Below are 18944 nucleotides of genomic sequence, written 5' to 3'. Positions count from 1 at the left end.
CCAGCAGCGCCTCGAATTCGTGCTCGCTGATTTCGTCACCCACCGCAGCCGAAAAGCATGGCGCCAGCGAGGCTGAAACCACCGTGCGGGTCGATACCGCGCGCCTGGACGAGATCATGAACATGGTCGGCGAACTGGTGCTGGTGCGTAACCGCCTGGTGCGCCTGGGCCTGAACAGCGGCGATGAGGCCATGTCCAAGGCTGTGTCCAACCTCGACGTGGTCACTGCCGACCTGCAGACCGCGGTGATGAAGACGCGCATGCAGCCGATCAAGAAGGTGTTCGGGCGCTTCCCGCGCCTGGTACGCGACCTGGCCCGGCAGTTGAAGAAAGAAATCAACCTGGAACTGGTGGGCGAAGAAACCGACCTGGACAAGAACCTGGTCGAGGCGCTGGCCGACCCGCTGGTGCACTTGGTGCGCAACGCCGTGGACCACGGTGTGGAAATGCCCGACGAGCGTGAAGAAGCCGGCAAGGCCCGCACCGGGCGGGTGGTGTTGTCGGCCGAGCAGGAGGGTGACCACATCCTGCTGTCGATTTCCGATGACGGCAAAGGCATGGACCCGAACATTCTGCGTGCCAAGGCCGTGGAAAAGGGCCTGATGGACAAGGACGCCGCCGAGCGCCTGAGCGAGTCGGACTGCTACAACCTGATCTTCGCCCCCGGGTTCTCGACCAAAACCGAAATCTCTGACGTGTCCGGGCGTGGCGTGGGCATGGACGTGGTGAAAACCAAGATTTCCCAGCTCAACGGTTCCATCAACATCTTCTCGGCCAAGGGCCAAGGCTCGAAGATCGTCATCAAGGTGCCGTTGACCTTGGCGATCATGCCGACCCTGATGGTGATGCTGGCCAACCAGGCATTCGCCTTCCCGCTGGTCAACGTCAACGAGATCTTCCACCTGGACCTGTCACGCACCAACGTGGTCGATGGCCAGGAAGTGGTGATCGTGCGTGACAAGGCGCTGCCGTTGTTCTACCTCAAGCGCTGGCTGGTTCAGGGCCAGGTCCATGAAGAGCAGCACGAAGGGCATGTGGTGATTCTTTCGGTCGGTACCCAGCGCATCGGCTTTGTCGTCGATCAACTGGTCGGCCAGGAAGAAGTGGTAATCAAGCCGTTGGGCAAGATGCTGCAGGGCACCCCCGGCATGTCCGGGGCCACGATTACCGGCGACGGCCGCATTGCGCTGATTCTCGACGTCCCGAGCATGCTCAAGCGTTACGCCGCCCGGCGTATTTGATTTCGGTGGCGCCCCCTGGCGGGTGGCGCCGCCTAATGGAGTGTTTATGGCAGTCAAGGTCCTGGTGGTGGATGATTCCGGTTTCTTCCGCCGCCGTGTCTCGGAAATCCTGTCGGCGGACCCGACGATCCAGGTAGTAGGTACCGCGACCAACGGCAAGGAAGCGATCGACCAGGCACTGGCGCTCAAGCCCGATGTCATCACCATGGACTACGAAATGCCCATGATGGATGGCATCACCGCCGTGCGCCACATCATGCAGCGCTGCCCAACCCCCGTGCTGATGTTCTCGTCGCTCACCCACGAGGGCGCCCGCGTTACCCTCGATGCGCTGGACGCAGGCGCCGTGGACTACCTGCCGAAAAACTTCGAGGACATCTCGCGCAACCCCGACAAGGTCAAGCAGATGCTGTGCGAAAAGGTACATACCATTTCGCGCAGCAACCGCCGTATTCCCAGCTACGCCCGTACCGCGCCCGCGCCTGCGCCTGCCTCGGGCAGCCAGGGTACCGCCACCACCGCGCCGGCGCGCAGCGCGGCACCCGTGCCAGCGCGGCCAACGGCTGCGGCCCCGGCGCCGTCGCATTCTCCGGCCCCCAAGCGCAAACCCTACAAACTGGTGGCGATTGGTACCTCCACCGGTGGCCCGGTGGCGCTGCAGCGTGTGCTGACCCAGCTGCCGGCGAACTTCCCGGCGCCCATCGTGCTCATCCAGCACATGCCCGCCGCGTTCACCAAGGCCTTTGCCGAGCGCCTGGACAAACTGTGCCGCATCAGTGTCAAGGAAGCCGAGGACGGCGACATGCTGCGCCCAGGGCTTGCGCTGCTGGCACCGGGTGGCAAGCAGATGATGATCGACGGCCGTGGCACGGTGAAAATCCTGCCGGGCGATGAGCGCCTGAACTACAAGCCCTGCGTGGACATCACCTTCGGCTCTGCGGCCAAGTCCTATGGCGACAAGGTGCTCTCCGTAGTGCTGACCGGCATGGGGGCAGACGGTCGCGAGGGTGCGCGGTTGCTCAAGCAGGGCGGCAGCACCGTGTGGGCCCAGGATGAAGCCAGCTGCGTGATCTATGGCATGCCCATGGCCATCGTCAAGGCCAACCTGGCCGATGCGGTGTACAGCCTGGATGACATCGGCAGGCACCTGGTGGAGGCGTGCGTCTGATGGACGTGCTCAGCCTGATCGGCCTGATCCTGGCTTTTGTTGCCATCGTAGGCGGCAATTTCCTTGAGGGCGGGCATGTCGGCGCGCTGGTCAATGGGCCGGCAGCGCTGATCGTGCTGGGCGGTACGCTGGCGGCGGCGTTGTTGCAGTCGCCGCTGTCGTCGTTCAAGCGGGCGTTGCAGATTTTGCGCTGGATCCTGTTCCCGCCCAGGGTCGACCTGCCTGGCGGTGTCGACCGTGTGGTCAACTGGAGCCTGACGGCGCGCAAGGAGGGCCTGCTGGGCCTGGAAGGGGTGGCGGACGGTGAGCCCGACCCCTATGCGCGCAAGGGCCTGCAGCTGCTGGTGGATGGCGCCGAGCCCGAGGCCATCCGCAGCATCCTCGAAGTGGACTTCCTGACCCAGGAAAGCCGCGACTTGCAGGCGGCCAAGGTGTTCGAGAGCATGGGCGGCTACGCGCCGACCATTGGCATCATCGGCGCCGTGATGGGGTTGATCCACGTGATGGGCAACCTGGCCGACCCTTCGCAACTGGGCAACGGCATTGCCGTGGCCTTCGTCGCCACCATCTACGGGGTGGCCAGTGCCAACCTGGTGCTGCTGCCGGTGGCGAACAAGCTCAAGGCCCTGGTAATGCGCCAGTCGCGTTACCGCGAAATGCTGCTCGAAGGCCTGCTGTCGATTGCCGAGGGTGAGAACCCGCGTTCGATCGAATTGAAGCTGCAAGGCTTCATGGAGTAGCCCATGCGCCGTCGCCGCCATGCCGAAGAACCGGAAAACCACGAACGCTGGCTGGTGTCCTACGCCGACTTCATCACCTTGCTGTTTGCCTTTTTTGTGGTGATGTATTCGATTTCCTCGATCAACGAGGGCAAGTACAAAGTGGTTTCCCAGGCCTTGCTCGGGGTGTTCAACGACCCGGAGCGCAGCATGAAGGCCATCCCCATTGGCGAGGAGCGCCCGCTGAGCGTGCGCCCGGCAGAGCCGCTGGTCAACGACAGCCAACAGACCGAAGCAGGCCTGGCGGCGTCCAGCAGCGACCCGCTCAAGACCATCAGCGATGATGTGCGCGACGCTTTTGGCGACCTGATCAAGAGCGACCAGATGACCGTGCGCGGCAACGAGCTGTGGATCGAGATCGAGCTCAATTCATCGCTGCTGTTTGGCAGCGGCGACGCCATGCCCAGCGACAATGCGTTCGCCATCATCGAAAAGGTGGCCAACATCCTCAAGCCTTTCGCCAACCCTGTGCATGTGGAGGGTTTCACCGACAACTTGCCTATCCGCACGGCGCAGTACCCCACCAACTGGGAGCTGTCCTCCGCGCGGGCGGCCAGCATCGTGCGGCTGCTGGCGATGAACGGGGTCAACCCTGCGCGCATGGCTTCGGTGGGGTATGGCGAATATCAGCCGGTGGCCAGCAACGATTCGCCAGAGGGGCGTGCGCGCAATCGGCGGGTGGTGCTGGTGATCTCACGCAACCTTGAAGTACGCCGCAGCCTGACCGGTACCGGCACGGCCAACGCCACACCGGACGCGGCATTGCGCCGGGCTGGCACACAAAGTGCACCGGCAACCGCTGCCACGGTGGCAGGGCAATGACTCGTCAATTCTCTGGCACCGCTAACCCCGTCGCTGCCGGATGGCCACGGGGATTCTGCGTCATGAACGGTTCAAGAGTCAGTCTATGAGAGTGTGGGCAGTAGCCAATCAAAAGGGTGGCGTCGGCAAGACGACCACCACCATCGCGCTGGCTGGCCTGTTGGCTGATGCCGGTAAGCGCGTGGTCGTCGTCGACCTCGATCCGCACGGCTCGATGACCAGCTATTTCGGGCACAACCCCGATGCCCTGGAACACAGCTGCTACGACCTGTTCCTGCACAAGGGCGGGGTGCCCGAAGGCTTGCCTGGGCAACTGCTGTTGCCCACCAGCGACGAACGCATCTCGCTGCTGCCCTCCAGCACGGCGCTGGCCGTGCTGGAACGCCAGTCCCCCGGGCAGAATGGCCTTGGCCTGGTGATCGCCAAGAGTCTGGCGCAACTGTGGCAGGATTTCGACTTTGCGCTTATCGACAGCCCACCGTTGCTCGGCGTGCTGATGGTCAACGCCCTGGCGGCCAGCCAGCAGCTGGTGATCCCCGTACAAACCGAATTTCTTGCGGTCAAAGGCCTGGAGCGCATGGTCGGCACCCTGGCCATGATCAACCGCTCGCGCAAGCAGGCGCTGCCTTACCAGATCGTACCGACCCTGTTCGACCGCCGCACCCAGGCCTCGCTGAGCACGCTCAAGCTGTTGCGCGACACCTACGGCGAGCAGGTCTGGCAGGGCTACATTCCGGTCGACACACGGCTGCGTGACGCAAGCCGCAAGGGCGTCACGCCCTCGCAGTTCGACAACAAGAGCCGTGGGCTGCTGGCCTACCGGGCGCTGCTCAAGCACCTGTTGACCTACAAGCCCGCAGCGCAGGTGGCCTGATGACGACGCAAACCCGACACGCCGGCAGCAAGCCGCAGATGGCGCTGCAGTCTTACCTGGACGGCCTGCTGCAGGAGGCCACCGAAGCCGATGACCTTCTCGACGCGCCCGTAGCCACCGACGAATTTGCCCAGGCCGTGCGCGAAGAGCAGGCCCGCGATGCGCAGCCGCCTGCGCGCTCGCCCGCTGTAGCGCCGCCACGGGCCACCACCCCGCGGCCCTTCGCCGAGCCCCGTCTGGCTGTGCTGCCCAGCGTGATGCCCGTGCAGGCACCGGTAGTCACGGTGGTTGAACAGCAGGTGGTGGCCGAGGCCAGTATCCCGGTGCTGATCGAGCCCCCGGCAGTGGAACCTGCGGTGCCGCTGGTGGACGTACACCTGCCGGCGCCGGGCCTGCCCGCGCCGCCCGCCACCGTCGATGGTCGCCCGGCCTGGGCTGCCGAGCCGTTCGAGTGCCTGCTGTTCGACGTGGCTGGGCTGACCCTGGCAGTGCCGCTGGTGTGCCTTGGCTCGATCTACAACCTGGCCGGTCAGGAACTGACGCCTTTGTTCGGCCAACCCGAGTGGTTCCTTGGCATCCTCACCTGCCAGGCCGGTAACCTGAAGGTGCTGGACACGGCGCGCTGGGTTATGCCCGACCGTTACCGCGATGACTTCCGACAGGGCCTGCAGTACGTAATTTCTGTTCAGGGCTATGAATGGGGGCTGGCCGTGCATCAGGTCAGCCGTTCGCTGCGCCTGGACCCGTCCGAGATCAAGTGGCGCAGCCAGCGGGGCCAACGCCCGTGGCTGGCCGGCACGGTAATCGAACACATGTGTGCGTTACTGGATGTTGCTGAACTGGCCGAGCTGATCGCCAGCGGCGCCGTCAAGCAGATGCACGCCAAACCGAAAATGACACCGAACACACCGCCGAAGGCGGATTTCAAGGGGTAGGGGAATGAAAAAGTCGTCCGCACAAGGTTCCGAAGATCCGATCCTGCAGTGGGTTACCTTCCGTCTGGACAACGAGTCCTACGGCATCAACGTGATGCAGGTGCAGGAAGTGCTGCGCTACACCGAAATCGCCCCGGTGCCGGGTGCACCCAGCTATGTGCTGGGCATCATCAACCTGCGCGGTAATGTGGTCACTGTGATCGACACCCGCCAGCGCTTCGGCCTGATGCCCACCGAGGTGACCGACAACACCCGGATCGTCATCATCGAAGCCGACAAGCAGGTGGTGGGTATTCTGGTCGACAGCGTGGCCGAAGTGGTCTACCTGCGTCAGTCGGAAATCGAAACCGCGCCGAACGTGGGTAACGAAGAGTCGGCCAAGTTCATCCAGGGCGTGTGCAACAAGAACGGCGAGCTGCTGATTCTGGTCGAGCTGGACAAGATGATGACCGAGGAAGAGTGGTCCGAGCTGGAGAACATCTGAGTTGATCTTCGAGGTTGCGGTCATTCTGTTGGCGCTGCTGTGGGCGCTGAGTGTCTGGTACTTCCTGAACTATGCCAGGCGCCAGCGCGAGGCTGTCGCCCACCAGCAGGTCATCGATGCCATGCGCGACCAGCGCATCAAGGACCTGAACAAGCGCCTGGATGATTACCAGAACGGCAGCGTGCGCATGGGTGAGGCTATCCATGAAGTGCGGGCGGTGGTTGCCGGCTTGCCGGACCGCCTGGAGCGCCTGGAGCAGCACGACCCCAGCAGCGTCACCTTCACCCAGGCTGCGCGGCTGGTGAGCATGGGGGCCAGTGTTTCCGAACTGACCGAAACCTGTGGCCTGACCCAGGCCGAAGCCGAGCTGATGAGCAAGCTGCACCGCAGCGAGTGAAGCAAAAAAGGGCGACGCAAGTCGCCCTCGTGCTGTCAGGGCCTGCCCCAGGAGTGGTAGTTGCCCACCTGGGCGACGCGGTTCAGCGCCTGGTCGGCCTGTACGGCCGCGATGATCTCGGCCTGCTTGCTGTCAACCAGATACAGCGGCTTGCTTTGTGGCAGGGTCTGCAGGTTGCTCAGTTGGCGCAGCAGCCGCAACCTGGGCAGGCATCGGTCAATCACGTCATTGAGCAGGCTCGGCCCGGTCAACTGGCTCAGGCGCTTGGCGTAGGCCTTGAATTCAGGGGTGCCTGCCATCGGCTTGTAGCCGTAGAAGTCCCCATTGGCGAGATAGCGCTCGTGCAGGGTATCGGCGATCACCTGCAGGGTAGGGTTGTTGGGGTGGCTGCCGATCATGTTGCTGTTGTACTGGCAGTGCATGCCCAGGGTGTCGTTGTTGGCCGGGTCACCCAGCACCAGGCCGTCCGGGGTAGTGGCCAGTTCTACGGTGTCGAGCGCTGCACGCGAGGGGTCAAGTGGGTCGTCAGGGTGCGGGAACAGCGTATCGTCCACATCCAGGTAGACCCCACCCTCATGGTGCAGCAGCGGGTAGCGCAGGATATCGGACGCCGACGAAAAATTGGCCCCGGGGCCGTTGATTGCCTGGTGATACTGTGGGTAATGAGGGCTGTCGCGCCAGGACTGGTAGAAGGGCTGCTCTTCCAGCGTCACCACTTCCAGGCCGGGGGCCCTTGTTGCCAGCAGGTGCCGGTTGGCCTCGAACGCCCGCGCATCTGCGTTCGACAGATACAGCCGGTAGCGGTACGGGCTGCTGCCCAGGCGCCTGGCATTGGTAGCCAGGTTGTCCAGCAGCTCGGGAGCAATCACCTTGTTGCCCACCCAGATGCTGGAGAGGGTCTTGGGGATGGGCTGCACGGCCTGGGCGTCAATCGCCGGCACCTGGATGGGCAGCTGGATATCCACCCCCAGGCCCCGCAGGGTGGCCATGCGCATGCCGTCGGTGACCGGGCGTTCCCGAGGGGAGATCCTGAACAGCCCTGGGCGCCCTTCGGCGGCTTGGTAACAAACGGGCTGCACATCGTTGAGGGCATTGCTGGCGATGAACGCATCGTATTCGGCGTCGTACAGCACTTCGGCGTTGTAACCACGGATCATCGATTGCAGCTTTGCCGGGCCACTTTGGCTGACCGGTGTCCTGATTACCGACTGCGCAACCGGGCTATCGTCTGCCGGCACTGCTGCCACTTCTTCCCAGAAATAGGCGCCCACGTCGGGCTCTGGGAAGTGCGGCGGGTTGATCGGGCTCAGCGGGTAGCCCAAGTGCTCGTTGAGGCGGATCGGCACCCTGAACACGCCGCGCGGCGGTGGCAGCAGCGTCGTCGCCCGGGTGGCCAGCTCTGCGGTAAATGGCAGTGCATTGAGCAGCCCGTAGACCGCGCCCGAAACACCCTCTGCCTTGTCCTCCACTGATTTGCCATTGATGGCCTGATCCAGGCCCATGCCAAACTGGCCGATGCCTGCTGCTGCCAGCAGGGGGATCAGCTCTGGCACCACGATCGCGAACGGCGCCAGCAGGTTGATCGATGTGGTCAGGTAGCCGCGCCACCTGCCCTTGGTCACCTCATGGTCACTGGTGATGGTGAAATCGGCGTCGGCGTAACTGCGCGCGCGTTGGCGTTCGGTAATGGCGGCGAACAAATCGCCTGTCACTTCCGGGCTGTATTTAGCGACTTTGTAGTTGACGTATTGGCGTGGCGGCCATTTCCCGTCGGTGGTAAACCCTGGCCGGTTGGGCGAGCGGTGGGGGAAGGCAGGGTAAACTCCAAGGCCTAGCAGGGCCGTGTCCAGCCCGCTGAAATCGAGCCCGTCCGGGGTGTCTGCCAGCCTGAAATACTGCCGCAGTGCCTGGCGTTTCTGCGGGTCTCGACATTGCTCGCCCACCCAGTCCTTCATGGCTGCCATGCCGGTGAATTCGTGCAGGGGTGAGGCATTGCCAGGCAGGTACATCAACACGTGATTGTGCGCGGCATCGGCCATAACGATCAGGTCGGTGGCGGCATAGCCATAGATGTTCAACAGCCGGGCTTTGAACCCCTTTGCGCGCGGTGCAAGCCCTGCAGCCTGCCAGGCCAGCAGGCGGCCGGTTGCGCTCAGCGAGCCTTCCTGGACCTGTTTGTTGCAGGCGGCAATGAAGCTGATCTGCAGGGCCTTGCTGTGCTGCTGCGCGGCGTCACGCCAGTAGTCATCGAGCATACCGACGAAGTGTGTGTGGAAATCCAGGTTCCAGACAAAGCGCTGCAACGCTTCGACGTCAATCGGCAGGTGTGTGGCGTTGTCGTAGCGGGCGGGGCTTGTGCGGTGGAACAGGCCGTTGAACACCGAGAACGGGGCGCTGTTGTCCAGGGCGCCCGGTTCGGGGAGGCGCTCGACGATGTGCAGGGTTTGCCCAGGCCATTGGCCGGCCCAGCCGCCTGGGAACAATTGCCCGATCAGGTTCTTGCTGGTTTCGCCTTGCCAGTTGGCCAGCACCGCCTGGGTCAGTGACAGGCGCTGGGCAATGATCGCCTGGTTGCCGCGGTAGTGCAGGGTGACCGCGTCGGTGGTGTCCGGGTCCAGGTCGTGGCCCTGGGCGCGCGCCCACTCGCGTATGGCGCTGGCAGCTTGGCGGTCGGGGCGAGGGATGTTCTGCAGATGGCGCCGAACGAACTGTTCGCCGGCAGGGTTGACGAGGGTGATTGCCATGGTGATTGACCTGTGTGATGGACCAGGCGGCACAATGGCGAGAGGGGCCCTGAACGGGTCGGTAAGCGGGTACCACCCCGGCTCGTAGGCGCGAGCGTAGCTCGCGATGGGGTGCGCAGCGCCCTCGAAAATAATTGCCTGCGACCGGGTCAGGGCCCCGGCAAACGCGGCAGATTCGGGGTTATATCGCGCTCCGGCTCCGGCGTGTCATCGAACCCAGGCGGCACTTTGCCGCGCAACTGCCAGGCGAAGGCGATGATTTCGGCGATGGTCAGGTACAGGGCTTCGGGTATCTGGTCGCCCAGTTCCAGCCGAGCCAGCAAGCGCACCAGCTCGGCGTTTTCATAGATGGGAATTTCGTGTTCACGGGCAATGGCCATGATCGCTTCGGCCAGTTCGTCGTCACCTTTGGCGCTGAGCGTGGGTGCCTGCTGGCCGTCATAGCTCAGGGCTATGGCCTGGCGCGGGGTTTTCAGGCTCATGCGTTTTCATCCACCCAGCGTTGTTCTACCCGGGTGCTGGGGCCTTGCGGTGCAATGCCGGGGTGGCATTGCAGGTCGCCCACGTGCAGCCCGCGGGCCAGCAAGCCAGCGCGCAACGCGCCGAGTTCGGTATCGATCAGGCGCGCGGTGCGTTCCCGCTCCGCCCACAGCTGGCCGCTCAGGCAGCCTTGGGTGAGCTGTGCCTGCACCTGCAAAGGGCCGAGGGGGGCCAGGTCGAATGCCAGCTCGATGCGCCACAGTGCCTGCAGGGAATCCTGCGCCTGGTGCTTGCGCTCGGCCTGTTGTTCGGGGGTTTCCTCCCGTTGCAGCTTGACCTGCATCGGGATGAAGTCCTGCCCATGGCGGATGGGGATTTCAGTTTGCCAGGTGGTCTGCAGGTTGCCGTTCTCCAGCGTGCCGGTTTGCTGCAGGCTGCTCATGGCATGGCTCTGCAGGCGGGAAATGGCCGCCGCAGCCAGGCGCAGCAGCGCTTGCAGGTCGCCTTCGTCCTCCAGGGCCTGGAGCAGTTTGGAGGGGAGCGGAAACCCACCGGGCTGTGGCTTGGGCGAAACCCGTTCGAGCATCCCCAGGGCATTGCGCGCCAGCGCCGGCATGGCGGCGGCCAAGGTGGCCGGTGGCGGGTTGATCGCGGCATTGGTGGTGGCCTGGGCGATGAGCTGAAGCAGGTTGGCCTTGAGGTCGGTGGCCAGCGCCGGCGCGCCACCGGCCAGCAGCTTGGCTTCCAGAAAGGCGCCGCTGTTGCCCAGGGCCTGCATCAGCGCCTTGGCATCGCCCAGTTGCGTGGCCGTCGGCAAGGCCGCCAGCAGGCGCCCGGTGCTGGCGCGTACGTCGGGATCGGTGCCTGGATCGCTCGCCAGCTGTTGCAGCGCGCTCAGCAGGCCGGGCAATGATGCCTGGCGGTTCTGCTGGGTGAGCAACTGTTGGGCGATGCTGAGCTGGTCCTGCCTGCCGCTGAGCGGGACGAAGCGCAGTGACTGATCGCCTTGTACCAACCCGCTGAGCAAACTGCCCAGGGCCAGGGGGCGGGGGCTGTCGATAGCCAGCACGGCGCCAGCCTGAGCAGTGTTCAACAGGCTCACCAATGCCCGGTAGCTGGCAGGTTGGTCGGCCGTGGCAGGCAGCACCTGGTTGGTCAGCACCTTGCCCTGTAGCAGCGTACCAATGGGCACCTGGCTGGTATCAAGGCGGGTGAGGGTGGCTACCTGGCTGGCACTGGCCTGTTGCAGCAGGATGGCCAGGCGGCCGGCCTCAGGCTGGCTCACGGTCACCTGGCTACCCTGTGGCAGGGGCTGGCTGGCATTGGCCTGCAACTGGGTTTGCAGGCCATTGGCTTGCATCAGGCGCAACACCAACTGAAAATCCTGGCCGGCCTGGCGCATGGACACCACTTCGGCTTGCGCCGTCTCGCCCGGGGCGAGCAAACCCGGCTGAGCCTGGGTCAGGCGCAGCAGGTCGCCGGTCATGGCCGCTTTCACTGCTTGGGCGCTGGTCGCGGTTTGTGGGCCGAGACTATTGATTTCAGTCATGATTGTATACAACCTGTGGAGCCCAGCCTCTTGGCAGCGTGGCTGTGCATGTAATAATGCCGCCCGCCCGTGGTTGCCAGTATAACGGCAGCGCGATGGGCGACTTGAGTGGCAGGGCTTCAGGTGTGCGCCCAGGGCCCTACAACCGATAAGGCGAAACCGTGACTCTTCACCTCCAAGCCGTGGGCCTGGCCTGCGAGCGCGACTGGCGTCTGCTGTTCGAGCACCTCGCGTTCGAATTGCGGCCCGGCGACATGTTGCAGATCAGTGGCCCCAACGGCAGTGGCAAGACCAGCCTGCTGCGCCTGCTGGCCGGCCTGATGCAGCCGACCGCCGGGCAGATCCTGCTGGGTGGCAAGCCTCTGGGCGAGCAGCGTCACGCCTTGGCCAGCATCCTGGTGTGGATCGGCCATGCGGCGGGCATCAAGGACCTGCTCACCCCCGAGGAAAACCTCACATGGTTGTGCGCGTTGCACCAGCCTGCCAGCCGCGAGGCCATCTGGGCGGCGCTGGCAGCCGTCGGGCTGCGTGGTTTCGAAGACGTACCCTGCCATACCCTGTCTGCCGGGCAGCAGCGCCGCGTCGCCCTGGCCCGCCTGCACCTGGCCAGCCCGCCGCTGTGGATTCTCGACGAACCCTTTACCGCCCTGGATAAACAGGGCGTGGCGCAACTGGAGCAGCACCTCGCCCACCACTGCGAACAAGGCGGCACCGTGGTGATGACCACTCACCATGCGCTGGCCTGCAAACCGTCCGGTTACCGCGAACTGAACCTGGGGCAGTGGGCGGCATGAGCGTATTCATCCTGTTGCTGCGCCGGGAGGCGCGCCTGTTGTTCCGCCGCCCGGCCGAACTGGCCAACCCGTTGGTGTTCTTCGCCATCGTGGTGGCGTTGTTCCCCTTGGCGGTCGGCCCCGAAAGCCAGACACTGCAGAACCTGTCACCTGGCCTTGTGTGGGTGGCGGCACTGCTGGCGGTGCTGCTGTCGCTGGACGGCCTGTTCCGCAGCGACTTCGAGGACGGCTCACTGGAGCAGTGGGTGCTGTCGCCGCACCCGCTGGCACTGATGGTGCTGGCCAAGGTGCTGGCGCACTGGATCTTTTCCGGGCTGGCGCTGGTATTGTTGGCGCCATTGCTGGCCTTGATGCTGGGGCTGCCCGGGCACTGCCTGCCTGTGCTGCTGGGCTCGCTGCTGTTGGGCACGCCGGTATTGAGCCTGCTGGGCGCGGTGGGCGCGGCGCTGACGGTGGGCCTCAAGCGTGGCGGCCTGCTGCTGGCGTTGTTGATTCTGCCGTTGTATATCCCAGTATTGATCCTGGGCAGTGGTGCGTTGCAAGCGGCATTGCACAATATGCCCGCAACCGGCCAGCTGCTCTGGCTCGCCAGCCTGGCAGCCCTGACTGTCACCCTGGCACCCTTTGCGATCGCCGCCGGCCTGAAGATCAGCGTTGGCGAATAACGAGTCCTGGGCTTTCAAGCCCGGCAAATACCCTGGATGTACCCTGATGAAAATGAGCTGGACGTGGTTCCACAAGCTGGGTTCCCCCAAATGGTTCTATGCCATCAGCGGCCGCCTGTTGCCATGGCTGGCCGTGGCTGCGCTGGTGCTGCTGCTGGTCGGTATCACCTGGGGCCTTGCCTTTGCCCCCCAGGACTACCAGCAGGGCAACAGCTTCCGCATCATCTATATCCATGTGCCAGCGGCGATGCTGGCGCAATCCTGCTACGTGATGCTGGCGGTGGCCGGTGTGGTGGGGCTGGTATGGAAAATGAAACTGGCCGATGTGGCCTTGCAATGCGCCGCGCCCATTGGCGCCTGGATGACGGCCGTAGCGTTGGTCACCGGCGCCATCTGGGGCAAGCCCACCTGGGGCAGCTGGTGGGTCTGGGATGCCCGGCTTACGTCCATGCTCATCCTTCTGTTCCTGTACTTCGGCATCATTGCGTTGGGCCAGGCAATCAGTAATCGTGACAGCGCAGCCAAGGCCTGCGCGGTGCTCGCCATCGTTGGCGTGGTGAACATCCCGATCATCAAGTACTCGGTGGAGTGGTGGAACACCCTGCACCAGGGGGCCACCTTTACCCTCACCGAAAAGCCGGCGATGCCGGCCGAGATGTGGCTGCCGCTGCTGTGCACGGCACTGGGTTTCTACTGCTTTTTTGGCGCCGTGCTGCTGATGCGCATGCGCCTGGAAGTGCTCAAGCGCGAGGCGCGCGCCAGTTGGGTCAAGGATGAAGTATCAAACAGCCTTGGCCGGAGGGCCGCACCATGAGTTTTGCCAGCTTCGGTGATTTTCTTGCCATGGGCCACCATGGTTTGTACGTGTGGTCCGCCTATGGCATTTGCGTGGCGGTGCTGGCGCTGAACGTGGCCATGCCACTGCTGGCCCGCCGTCGCTACCTGCAAGAAGAGGCGCGCCGCTTGCGCCGGGAGAACATTCAGTGAATCCGCAGCGCAAGAAACGCCTGTTGCTGATCGTCGGCCTGCTGGTCGGCGTGGGGGTTGCCGTGGGCTTTGCCCTGAGCGCATTGCAGCAGAACATCAACCTGTTCTACACCCCTACCCAGATTGCTAATGGCGAGGCCCCCCAGGACACGCGCATTCGTGCCGGTGGCATGGTCGAGAAAGGCTCTGTGCAGCGTTCGTCCGATTCACTGGACGTGCGCTTTGTGGTCACCGATTTCAACAAGTCGGTGCCCATTACCTACCGCGGCATCCTGCCAGACCTGTTCCGCGAGGGGCAGGGCATTGTCGCCTTGGGCAAGCTCAACGGCGACGGTGTAGTGGTAGCCGATGAAGTGTTGGCCAAGCACGACGAAAAATACATGCCGCCTGAGGTCACCAAGGCGTTGAAGGAAAGCGGCCAAGCGCAGGTGCAGCCATGAATGCGGCGCTGGTGATACCCGAACTCGGCCAGCTGGCGATGATACTGGCCATCTGTTTTGCGGCTGTGCAGGCCAGCATTCCGCTGCTTGGCGCCTGGCGTGGCGACAGCCTGTGGATGAGCCTGGCACGCCCCGCGGCCTGGGGCCAGTTTGCGTTCCTGGCCTTCGCCTTTGCTTGCCTGACCCATGCGTTCATGACCGACAACTTCTCGGTGGCGTATGTGGCCAGCAACTCCAACAGCGCGTTGCCCTGGTACTACAAATTCAGTGCCGTATGGGGCGCCCACGAGGGCTCCTTGCTGCTGTGGGCGCTCATATTGGGTGGCTGGACCTTTGCCGTATCGGTCTTCTCGCGGCAACTGCCCCAAGTGATGCTGGCCCGCGTGCTGGCGGTGATGGGCATGATCAGCGTGGGCTTTCTGAGCTTCCTGATCATCACTTCCAACCCGTTCCAGCGCTTGCTGCCGCAGGTGCCGGTCGATGGCCGCGACCTCAACCCGCTGCTCCAAGACATCGGCCTGATCGTTCACCCGCCGATGCTGTACATGGGCTACGTGGGCTTTTCGGTGGCCTTCGCCTTCGCCATCGCCGCGCTGCTCGGTGGCCGCCTGGATGCGGCGTGGGCGCGCTGGTCGCGGCCCTGGACCATCGTCGCATGGGCGTTTCTGGGTGTGGGCATCACCCTGGGTTCATGGTGGGCCTACTATGAGTTGGGCTGGGGCGGCTGGTGGTTCTGGGACCCGGTCGAGAACGCCTCGTTCATGCCATGGCTGGTGGGCACGGCGCTGATCCACTCGCTGGCGGTGACCGAAAAGCGCGGTGTGTTCAAGAGCTGGACGGTGCTGCTGGCCATTGCGGCGTTTTCCCTCAGCCTGCTGGGCACCTTCCTGGTGCGGTCGGGCGTGCTCACCTCGGTTCACGCCTTTGCAGCCGACCCCTCCCGCGGCATCTTCATCCTGTTCTTCCTGCTGTTCGTGGTGGGCGGCTCGCTCACGCTGTTCGCCCTGCGTGCGCCGGTGGTCAAGAGCCAGGTGGGCTTCGGCCTATGGTCGCGTGAAACACTGCTGCTGGCCAACAACCTGGTACTGGTGGTAGCGGCCTCGATGATTCTGCTGGGCACGCTGTACCCGCTGGTACTCGATGCCCTGACAGGGGCCAAGCTGTCGGTTGGCCCGCCGTACTTCGATGCGTTGTTCCTGCCGTTGATGGCGCTGTTGATGCTGGTGTTGGGCGTGGGCGTGGTGGTGCGCTGGAAGGACACCCCCGGCAAGTGGCTGGCCAGCATGATGACCCCGGTGCTGATCGGCAGTGCAGTGATGGCGCCGCTGGCAGGGTTTGTCGTCGACGACTTCGACTGGCCAGCCCTGGCCACCTTTGCCCTGGCCGCCTGGGTGGTGCTGGGTGGGGTGCGCGATATCCTCGACAAGACCCGCCACAAAGGGTTGGTCAAGGGCCTGCCGGGCCTAGGCCGCAGCTATTGGGGCATGCAGGTGGCGCACCTTGGCCTGGCGGTGTGTGCTTTGGGCGTGGTGTTGTCGAGCAACAACAGCGCCGAGCGTGACTTGCGCATGGCCCCGGGCGAAAGCGTGGAACTGGGCGGGTACCACTTCCTGTTCCATGGCGCCAAGCATTTTGAAGGGCCGAACTTCATTTCCGACAAGGGCACCATCGTGGTCAGCCGCGAGGGCCGGGAAGTGGCCACGCTTCACCCCGAGAAACGCCTGTATACCGTGCAGCAGTCGATGATGACCGAAGCTGGCATCGACGCAGGCTTTACCCGTGACCTGTATGTGGCCCTGGGTGAACCGCTGGAAAACGGTGCCTGGGCGGTGCGGTTGCACATCAAGCCTTATGTCCGCTGGATCTGGCTGGGCGGTCTGCTGACTGGCCTTGGCGGGGTGCTGGCGGCCCTCGACCGGCGCTACCGCGTCAAGGTCAAGACCCGGGTGCGTGAGGCCCTGGGCGTGTCTGGAGCAGCTGCATGAAACGTTGGATCATGGTGGTGCCACTGGCGGTATTCCTGCTGGTGGCGGTATTCCTCTACAAAGGGTTGTTCCTAAAGCCCGAAGAGCTGCCTTCGGCAATGATCGGCAAGCCGTTCCCGGTATTCTCCCTGGCATCGTCCCAGGGCGACCGCACGCTCACCCAGGCTGATTTGCAGGGCCGCCCGGCGCTGGTGAACGTGTGGGCGACCTGGTGTTCGTCGTGCAAGGTCGAGCACCCCTACCTGAACCAGCTTGCCCAGCAGGGTGTGGTGATCTACGGGGTCAACTACAAGGACGACAACGCGGCTGCGCAGAAGTGGCTGGCCGAGTTCCACAACCCCTACCAGCTGGATATCCGTGACGAGGAGGGCACCCTGGGGTTGGACCTGGGCGTCTACGGCGCGCCGGAAACCTTCCTGATCGATGCCGAGGGCGTTATCCGCTACAAACATGTGGGGGTGGTCGATGCCACCGTCTGGCGTGAGCAACTGGCACCGCTCTACCAGGGCCTGGTTGACGAGGCCCGGCCATGAGGCGTTGGTTGGCGGCCGCAGCCCTGGCCCTGGGCGTGGCCGGTGTGGCCAGTGCGGCCATCGATACCTATCAGTTCCGTGACCAGGCCGAGCGGGAGCGCTACCAGCAACTGACCAAGGAACTGCGCTGCCCCAAGTGCCAGAACCAGGACATTGCCGATTCCAACGCCCCGATTGCAGCCGACCTGCGCCGGGAGATTTTCCGCATGCTTGGCGAGGGCCAGAGCAACCAGCAGATCGTCGACTTCATGGTCGATCGCTACGGTGACTTCGTGCGCTACAAGCCGGCGCTCAGCGGCCGCACCTGGCTGCTCTGGTTCGGCCCCGGCCTGTTGCTGGCGGGTGGCTTCGTGGTGCTGGCGATCATTGTACGTCGGCGCCGCGTAACGGCTGTGCAGGGCACCGATCAACTGTCTGCCGACGAGCGTGAGCGTCTGGCCAAACTGCTGGAAAAAGAACGCACCCATGACTGAATTCTGGCTTAGCGCGGGCCTGCTGTTGCTCGCCGCTCTCAGCTTCTTGCTGATCCCGATCCTGCGTGGCCGGCGTCGGCAGCAGGAAGAAGACCGTACCGCACTGAACGTAGCGCTGTACCAGGAACGCGTGGCCGAGCTCGCTGCCCAGCAAGCCGCTGGTGTCCTGGACGGCGCGCAGCTGGACCAGGGCCGGGACGAGGCCGCCCGCGAGCTGCTGGCTGACACCGAGGGTGCCGAGCCCGCGCGCCTGCGCCACCTGGGTAAAGCCCTGCCACTGTTGGCAGCGGTGTTGGTGCCGCTGATGGCCCTGGGGCTGTACCTGCACTTTGGCGCTGCCGACAAAGTAGCCCTGACCCAGGAATTCGCCCAGGCGCCGAAGTCGATGGAAGAGATGACCACGCGCCTGGAGCGGGTGGTGCAGGCCCAGCCGGACTCTGCCGAGGCGGTGTATTTCCTGGGCCGTGCCTACATGGCCGAGCAACGGCCCGCGGATGCCGCCCGCACCTTCGAGCACGCCGTGGGTTTGGCGGGGCGGCAGCCCGAGTTGTTGGGGCAGTGGGCGCAGGCGTTGTACTTTGCCGCCGACAAGCAGTGGAGCCCGCAGGTGCAGGCGTTGACCGATGAGGCGCTGAAGGCCGACCCCAATGAGGTCACCAGCCTGGGCCTGCGCGGCATCGCCGCGTTCGAGGGGGAGCGCTACCAGGAGGCCATCGATTACTGGAAGCGCCTGTTGGCGCAGTTGCCACAAGGCGACGCTTCGCGTGCCGCGCTGCAGGGCGGTATCGACCGCGCCGCCGAGCGTTTGGGTGGTGCTGCTGGCCAGGCGTCGCAGCCGGCGCCGGCCACAGCGCGGTTGAAGGTTCGGGTCGAACTGGCGCCTGCCTTGCAGGGCAAGGTACGGCCGGAGGACACGGTATTCATCTTTGCCCGCGCCAGCAATGGCCCGCCCATGCCGCTGGCGGCGAAGCGGGTGACGGTGGCGCAATTGCCGATCGAGGTGGAGTTGACGGACGCCGATGCGATGATGCCGCAGATGAAACTGTCGGATTTCGCCGAAGTCCAACTGGTTGCACGGGTGTCGAGGGGTGGCCAGCCCACCCGTGGTGAATGGCGTGGGCAAGGTGCCCCTTTGCCAGTTGCGACCCAGGCCACCCAGCATCTGACGATCGACAGCCCTGACCTGTAAGAGAGCCTTGCCATGCACAGTTCCGTACGCCTGACCTTGATTGCCCTGGCTTTGGGTTTGTCTGCCTGTACGGGGCATGGCCCGGCGACCCAGCCGGAGCCGCCGGTGGACCGGGCGCCGCCTCCGCAGGGGCCGGTTATCAAGCCGTTGCCGGGGGGGCAGCCTTCCACGCCGGTGGGCAAGCCGGCGCCGGCGCCGAAGCCGGTACCGCGCACGTCGGCGAGCTTTGCACCGCCGCCGGGTGGGGCCAGCCATTGGGACCCGAAGTTGGGGGTTTATGTGTTGGATAAGCAGCCTAATACGTTTTATCGGCAGCGCACTTATTACCGGTTTGATAATGGGTGGAGTTGGTCGTTGAGCCCGAATGGGCCTTGGCAAGCTACGGACAGTAGTGGTGTGCCGGGT

General features: G+C 64.4%; 21 protein-coding genes. 18 read left to right on the top strand and 3 right to left on the bottom strand.

Annotation, left to right across the window (positions count from 1 at the left end; all coding sequences use genetic code 11):
- The 8 genes from IAE38_RS22280 to IAE38_RS22245 all read left to right on the top strand — a co-directional run.
- A partial coding sequence (locus IAE38_RS22280) for a chemotaxis protein CheA (protein ID WP_236404330.1) occupies positions 1–1241 on the top strand: 1241 nt, incomplete at its 5' end.
- Positions 1242–1287: 46 nt separating this feature from the next.
- On the top strand, positions 1288–2409 hold the full coding sequence (locus tag IAE38_RS22275; protein WP_201219316.1) for a protein-glutamate methylesterase/protein-glutamine glutaminase: 1122 nt from the start codon (positions 1288–1290) through the stop codon (positions 2407–2409).
- Positions 2409–3149: a flagellar motor protein gene (locus IAE38_RS22270; protein ID WP_028633445.1), complete on the top strand. Its 741-nt coding sequence runs from the start codon at positions 2409–2411 to the stop codon at positions 3147–3149. The genes IAE38_RS22275 and IAE38_RS22270 overlap by 1 nt, the downstream gene beginning before the upstream one ends.
- 3 nt (positions 3150–3152) lie before the next feature.
- Positions 3153–4010, top strand: coding sequence for a flagellar motor protein MotD (gene motD / locus IAE38_RS22265; RefSeq protein WP_028633444.1), 858 nt, complete (start codon positions 3153–3155; stop codon positions 4008–4010).
- An 85-nt stretch (positions 4011–4095) separates the two neighbouring features.
- Positions 4096–4884 carry a ParA family protein gene (locus tag IAE38_RS22260; protein WP_028633443.1) on the top strand — a complete coding sequence of 263 codons (789 nt, stop codon included), beginning with the start codon at positions 4096–4098 and terminating at the stop codon, positions 4882–4884.
- Complete coding sequence (locus tag IAE38_RS22255) at positions 4884–5819, top strand: CheW domain-containing protein (protein WP_201219315.1); 936 nt, start codon at positions 4884–4886, stop codon at positions 5817–5819. The genes IAE38_RS22260 and IAE38_RS22255 overlap by 1 nt, the downstream gene beginning before the upstream one ends.
- Positions 5820–5823: 4 nt before the next feature.
- The gene (locus IAE38_RS22250; RefSeq protein WP_003254393.1) at positions 5824–6303 is read left to right on the top strand and encodes a chemotaxis protein CheW; all 480 of its coding nucleotides are present in this window, start codon (positions 5824–5826) and stop codon (positions 6301–6303) included.
- Between the two features lies 1 nt (position 6304).
- Positions 6305–6700, top strand: coding sequence for a DUF2802 domain-containing protein (locus IAE38_RS22245; RefSeq protein WP_201219313.1), 396 nt, complete (start codon positions 6305–6307; stop codon positions 6698–6700).
- 35 nt (positions 6701–6735) lie between these two features.
- On the opposite strand, the gene IAE38_RS22240 is transcribed toward IAE38_RS22245, so the two are convergent.
- The 3 genes from IAE38_RS22240 to fliK all read right to left on the bottom strand — a co-directional run bounded on the left by IAE38_RS22240 (position 6736) and on the right by fliK (position 11473).
- Positions 6736–9444 carry a dermonecrotic toxin domain-containing protein gene (locus IAE38_RS22240; protein ID WP_201219311.1) on the bottom strand — a complete coding sequence of 903 codons (2709 nt, stop codon included), beginning with the start codon at positions 9442–9444 and terminating at the stop codon, positions 6736–6738.
- A gap of 149 nt (positions 9445–9593) precedes the next feature.
- Positions 9594–9926 (bottom strand): EscU/YscU/HrcU family type III secretion system export apparatus switch protein, encoded by a 333-nt coding sequence (locus IAE38_RS22235; RefSeq protein WP_028633439.1) that lies wholly within the window; start codon positions 9924–9926, stop codon positions 9594–9596.
- Positions 9923–11473 (bottom strand): flagellar hook-length control protein FliK, encoded by a 1551-nt coding sequence (gene fliK, locus IAE38_RS22230; RefSeq protein WP_201219309.1) that lies wholly within the window; start codon positions 11471–11473, stop codon positions 9923–9925. The genes IAE38_RS22235 and fliK overlap by 4 nt, the downstream gene beginning before the upstream one ends.
- A gap of 161 nt (positions 11474–11634) precedes the next feature.
- Here fliK and ccmA point away from each other — a divergent pair, with 161 nt between their 5' ends.
- The 10 genes from ccmA to IAE38_RS22180 all read left to right on the top strand — a co-directional run.
- On the top strand, positions 11635–12267 hold the full coding sequence (gene ccmA, locus IAE38_RS22225) for a cytochrome c biogenesis heme-transporting ATPase CcmA (protein WP_201164898.1): 633 nt from the start codon (positions 11635–11637) through the stop codon (positions 12265–12267).
- Positions 12264–12932 (top strand): heme exporter protein CcmB, encoded by a 669-nt coding sequence (gene ccmB, locus IAE38_RS22220; RefSeq protein ID WP_201164897.1) that lies wholly within the window; start codon positions 12264–12266, stop codon positions 12930–12932. Before ccmA ends, ccmB begins: the two co-directional genes overlap by 4 nt.
- A gap of 46 nt (positions 12933–12978) precedes the next feature.
- Entirely contained in the window at positions 12979–13746 is a 768-nt protein-coding gene (locus IAE38_RS22215) for a heme ABC transporter permease (protein ID WP_028633435.1), read from the top strand.
- Positions 13743–13919, top strand: coding sequence for a heme exporter protein CcmD (gene ccmD / locus IAE38_RS22210; RefSeq protein WP_201164895.1), 177 nt, complete (start codon positions 13743–13745; stop codon positions 13917–13919). The genes IAE38_RS22215 and ccmD overlap by 4 nt, the downstream gene beginning before the upstream one ends.
- A complete protein-coding gene (gene ccmE / locus IAE38_RS22205; RefSeq protein ID WP_028633433.1) occupies positions 13916–14359 on the top strand; it encodes a cytochrome c maturation protein CcmE in 444 nt (147 codons plus the stop codon). The genes ccmD and ccmE overlap by 4 nt, the downstream gene beginning before the upstream one ends.
- A gap of 11 nt (positions 14360–14370) precedes the next feature.
- On the top strand, positions 14371–16344 hold the full coding sequence (locus IAE38_RS22200; protein WP_201219318.1) for a heme lyase CcmF/NrfE family subunit: 1974 nt from the start codon (positions 14371–14373) through the stop codon (positions 16342–16344).
- Complete coding sequence (locus tag IAE38_RS22195) at positions 16341–16877, top strand: DsbE family thiol:disulfide interchange protein (RefSeq protein ID WP_028633431.1); 537 nt, start codon at positions 16341–16343, stop codon at positions 16875–16877. Before IAE38_RS22200 ends, IAE38_RS22195 begins: the two co-directional genes overlap by 4 nt.
- Positions 16874–17350 (top strand): cytochrome c-type biogenesis protein, encoded by a 477-nt coding sequence (locus IAE38_RS22190; protein ID WP_201219307.1) that lies wholly within the window; start codon positions 16874–16876, stop codon positions 17348–17350. The genes IAE38_RS22195 and IAE38_RS22190 overlap by 4 nt, the downstream gene beginning before the upstream one ends.
- The gene (ccmI, locus tag IAE38_RS22185; protein ID WP_201219305.1) at positions 17343–18539 is read left to right on the top strand and encodes a c-type cytochrome biogenesis protein CcmI; all 1197 of its coding nucleotides are present in this window, start codon (positions 17343–17345) and stop codon (positions 18537–18539) included. The genes IAE38_RS22190 and ccmI overlap by 8 nt, the downstream gene beginning before the upstream one ends.
- Positions 18540–18551: 12 nt before the next feature.
- Positions 18552–18944, top strand: a 393-nt coding sequence (locus tag IAE38_RS22180) for a hypothetical protein (protein WP_201219303.1), incomplete at its 3' end; no start/stop codon positions are given.

Source organism: Pseudomonas sp. S32 (genome assembly GCF_016648095.1).
Lineage (GTDB): Bacteria > Pseudomonadota > Gammaproteobacteria > Pseudomonadales > Pseudomonadaceae > Aquipseudomonas > Aquipseudomonas parafulva.
Note: the sequence above shows the minus strand (reverse complement) of the source record. Positions and strands in the feature narration are given on the sequence as shown.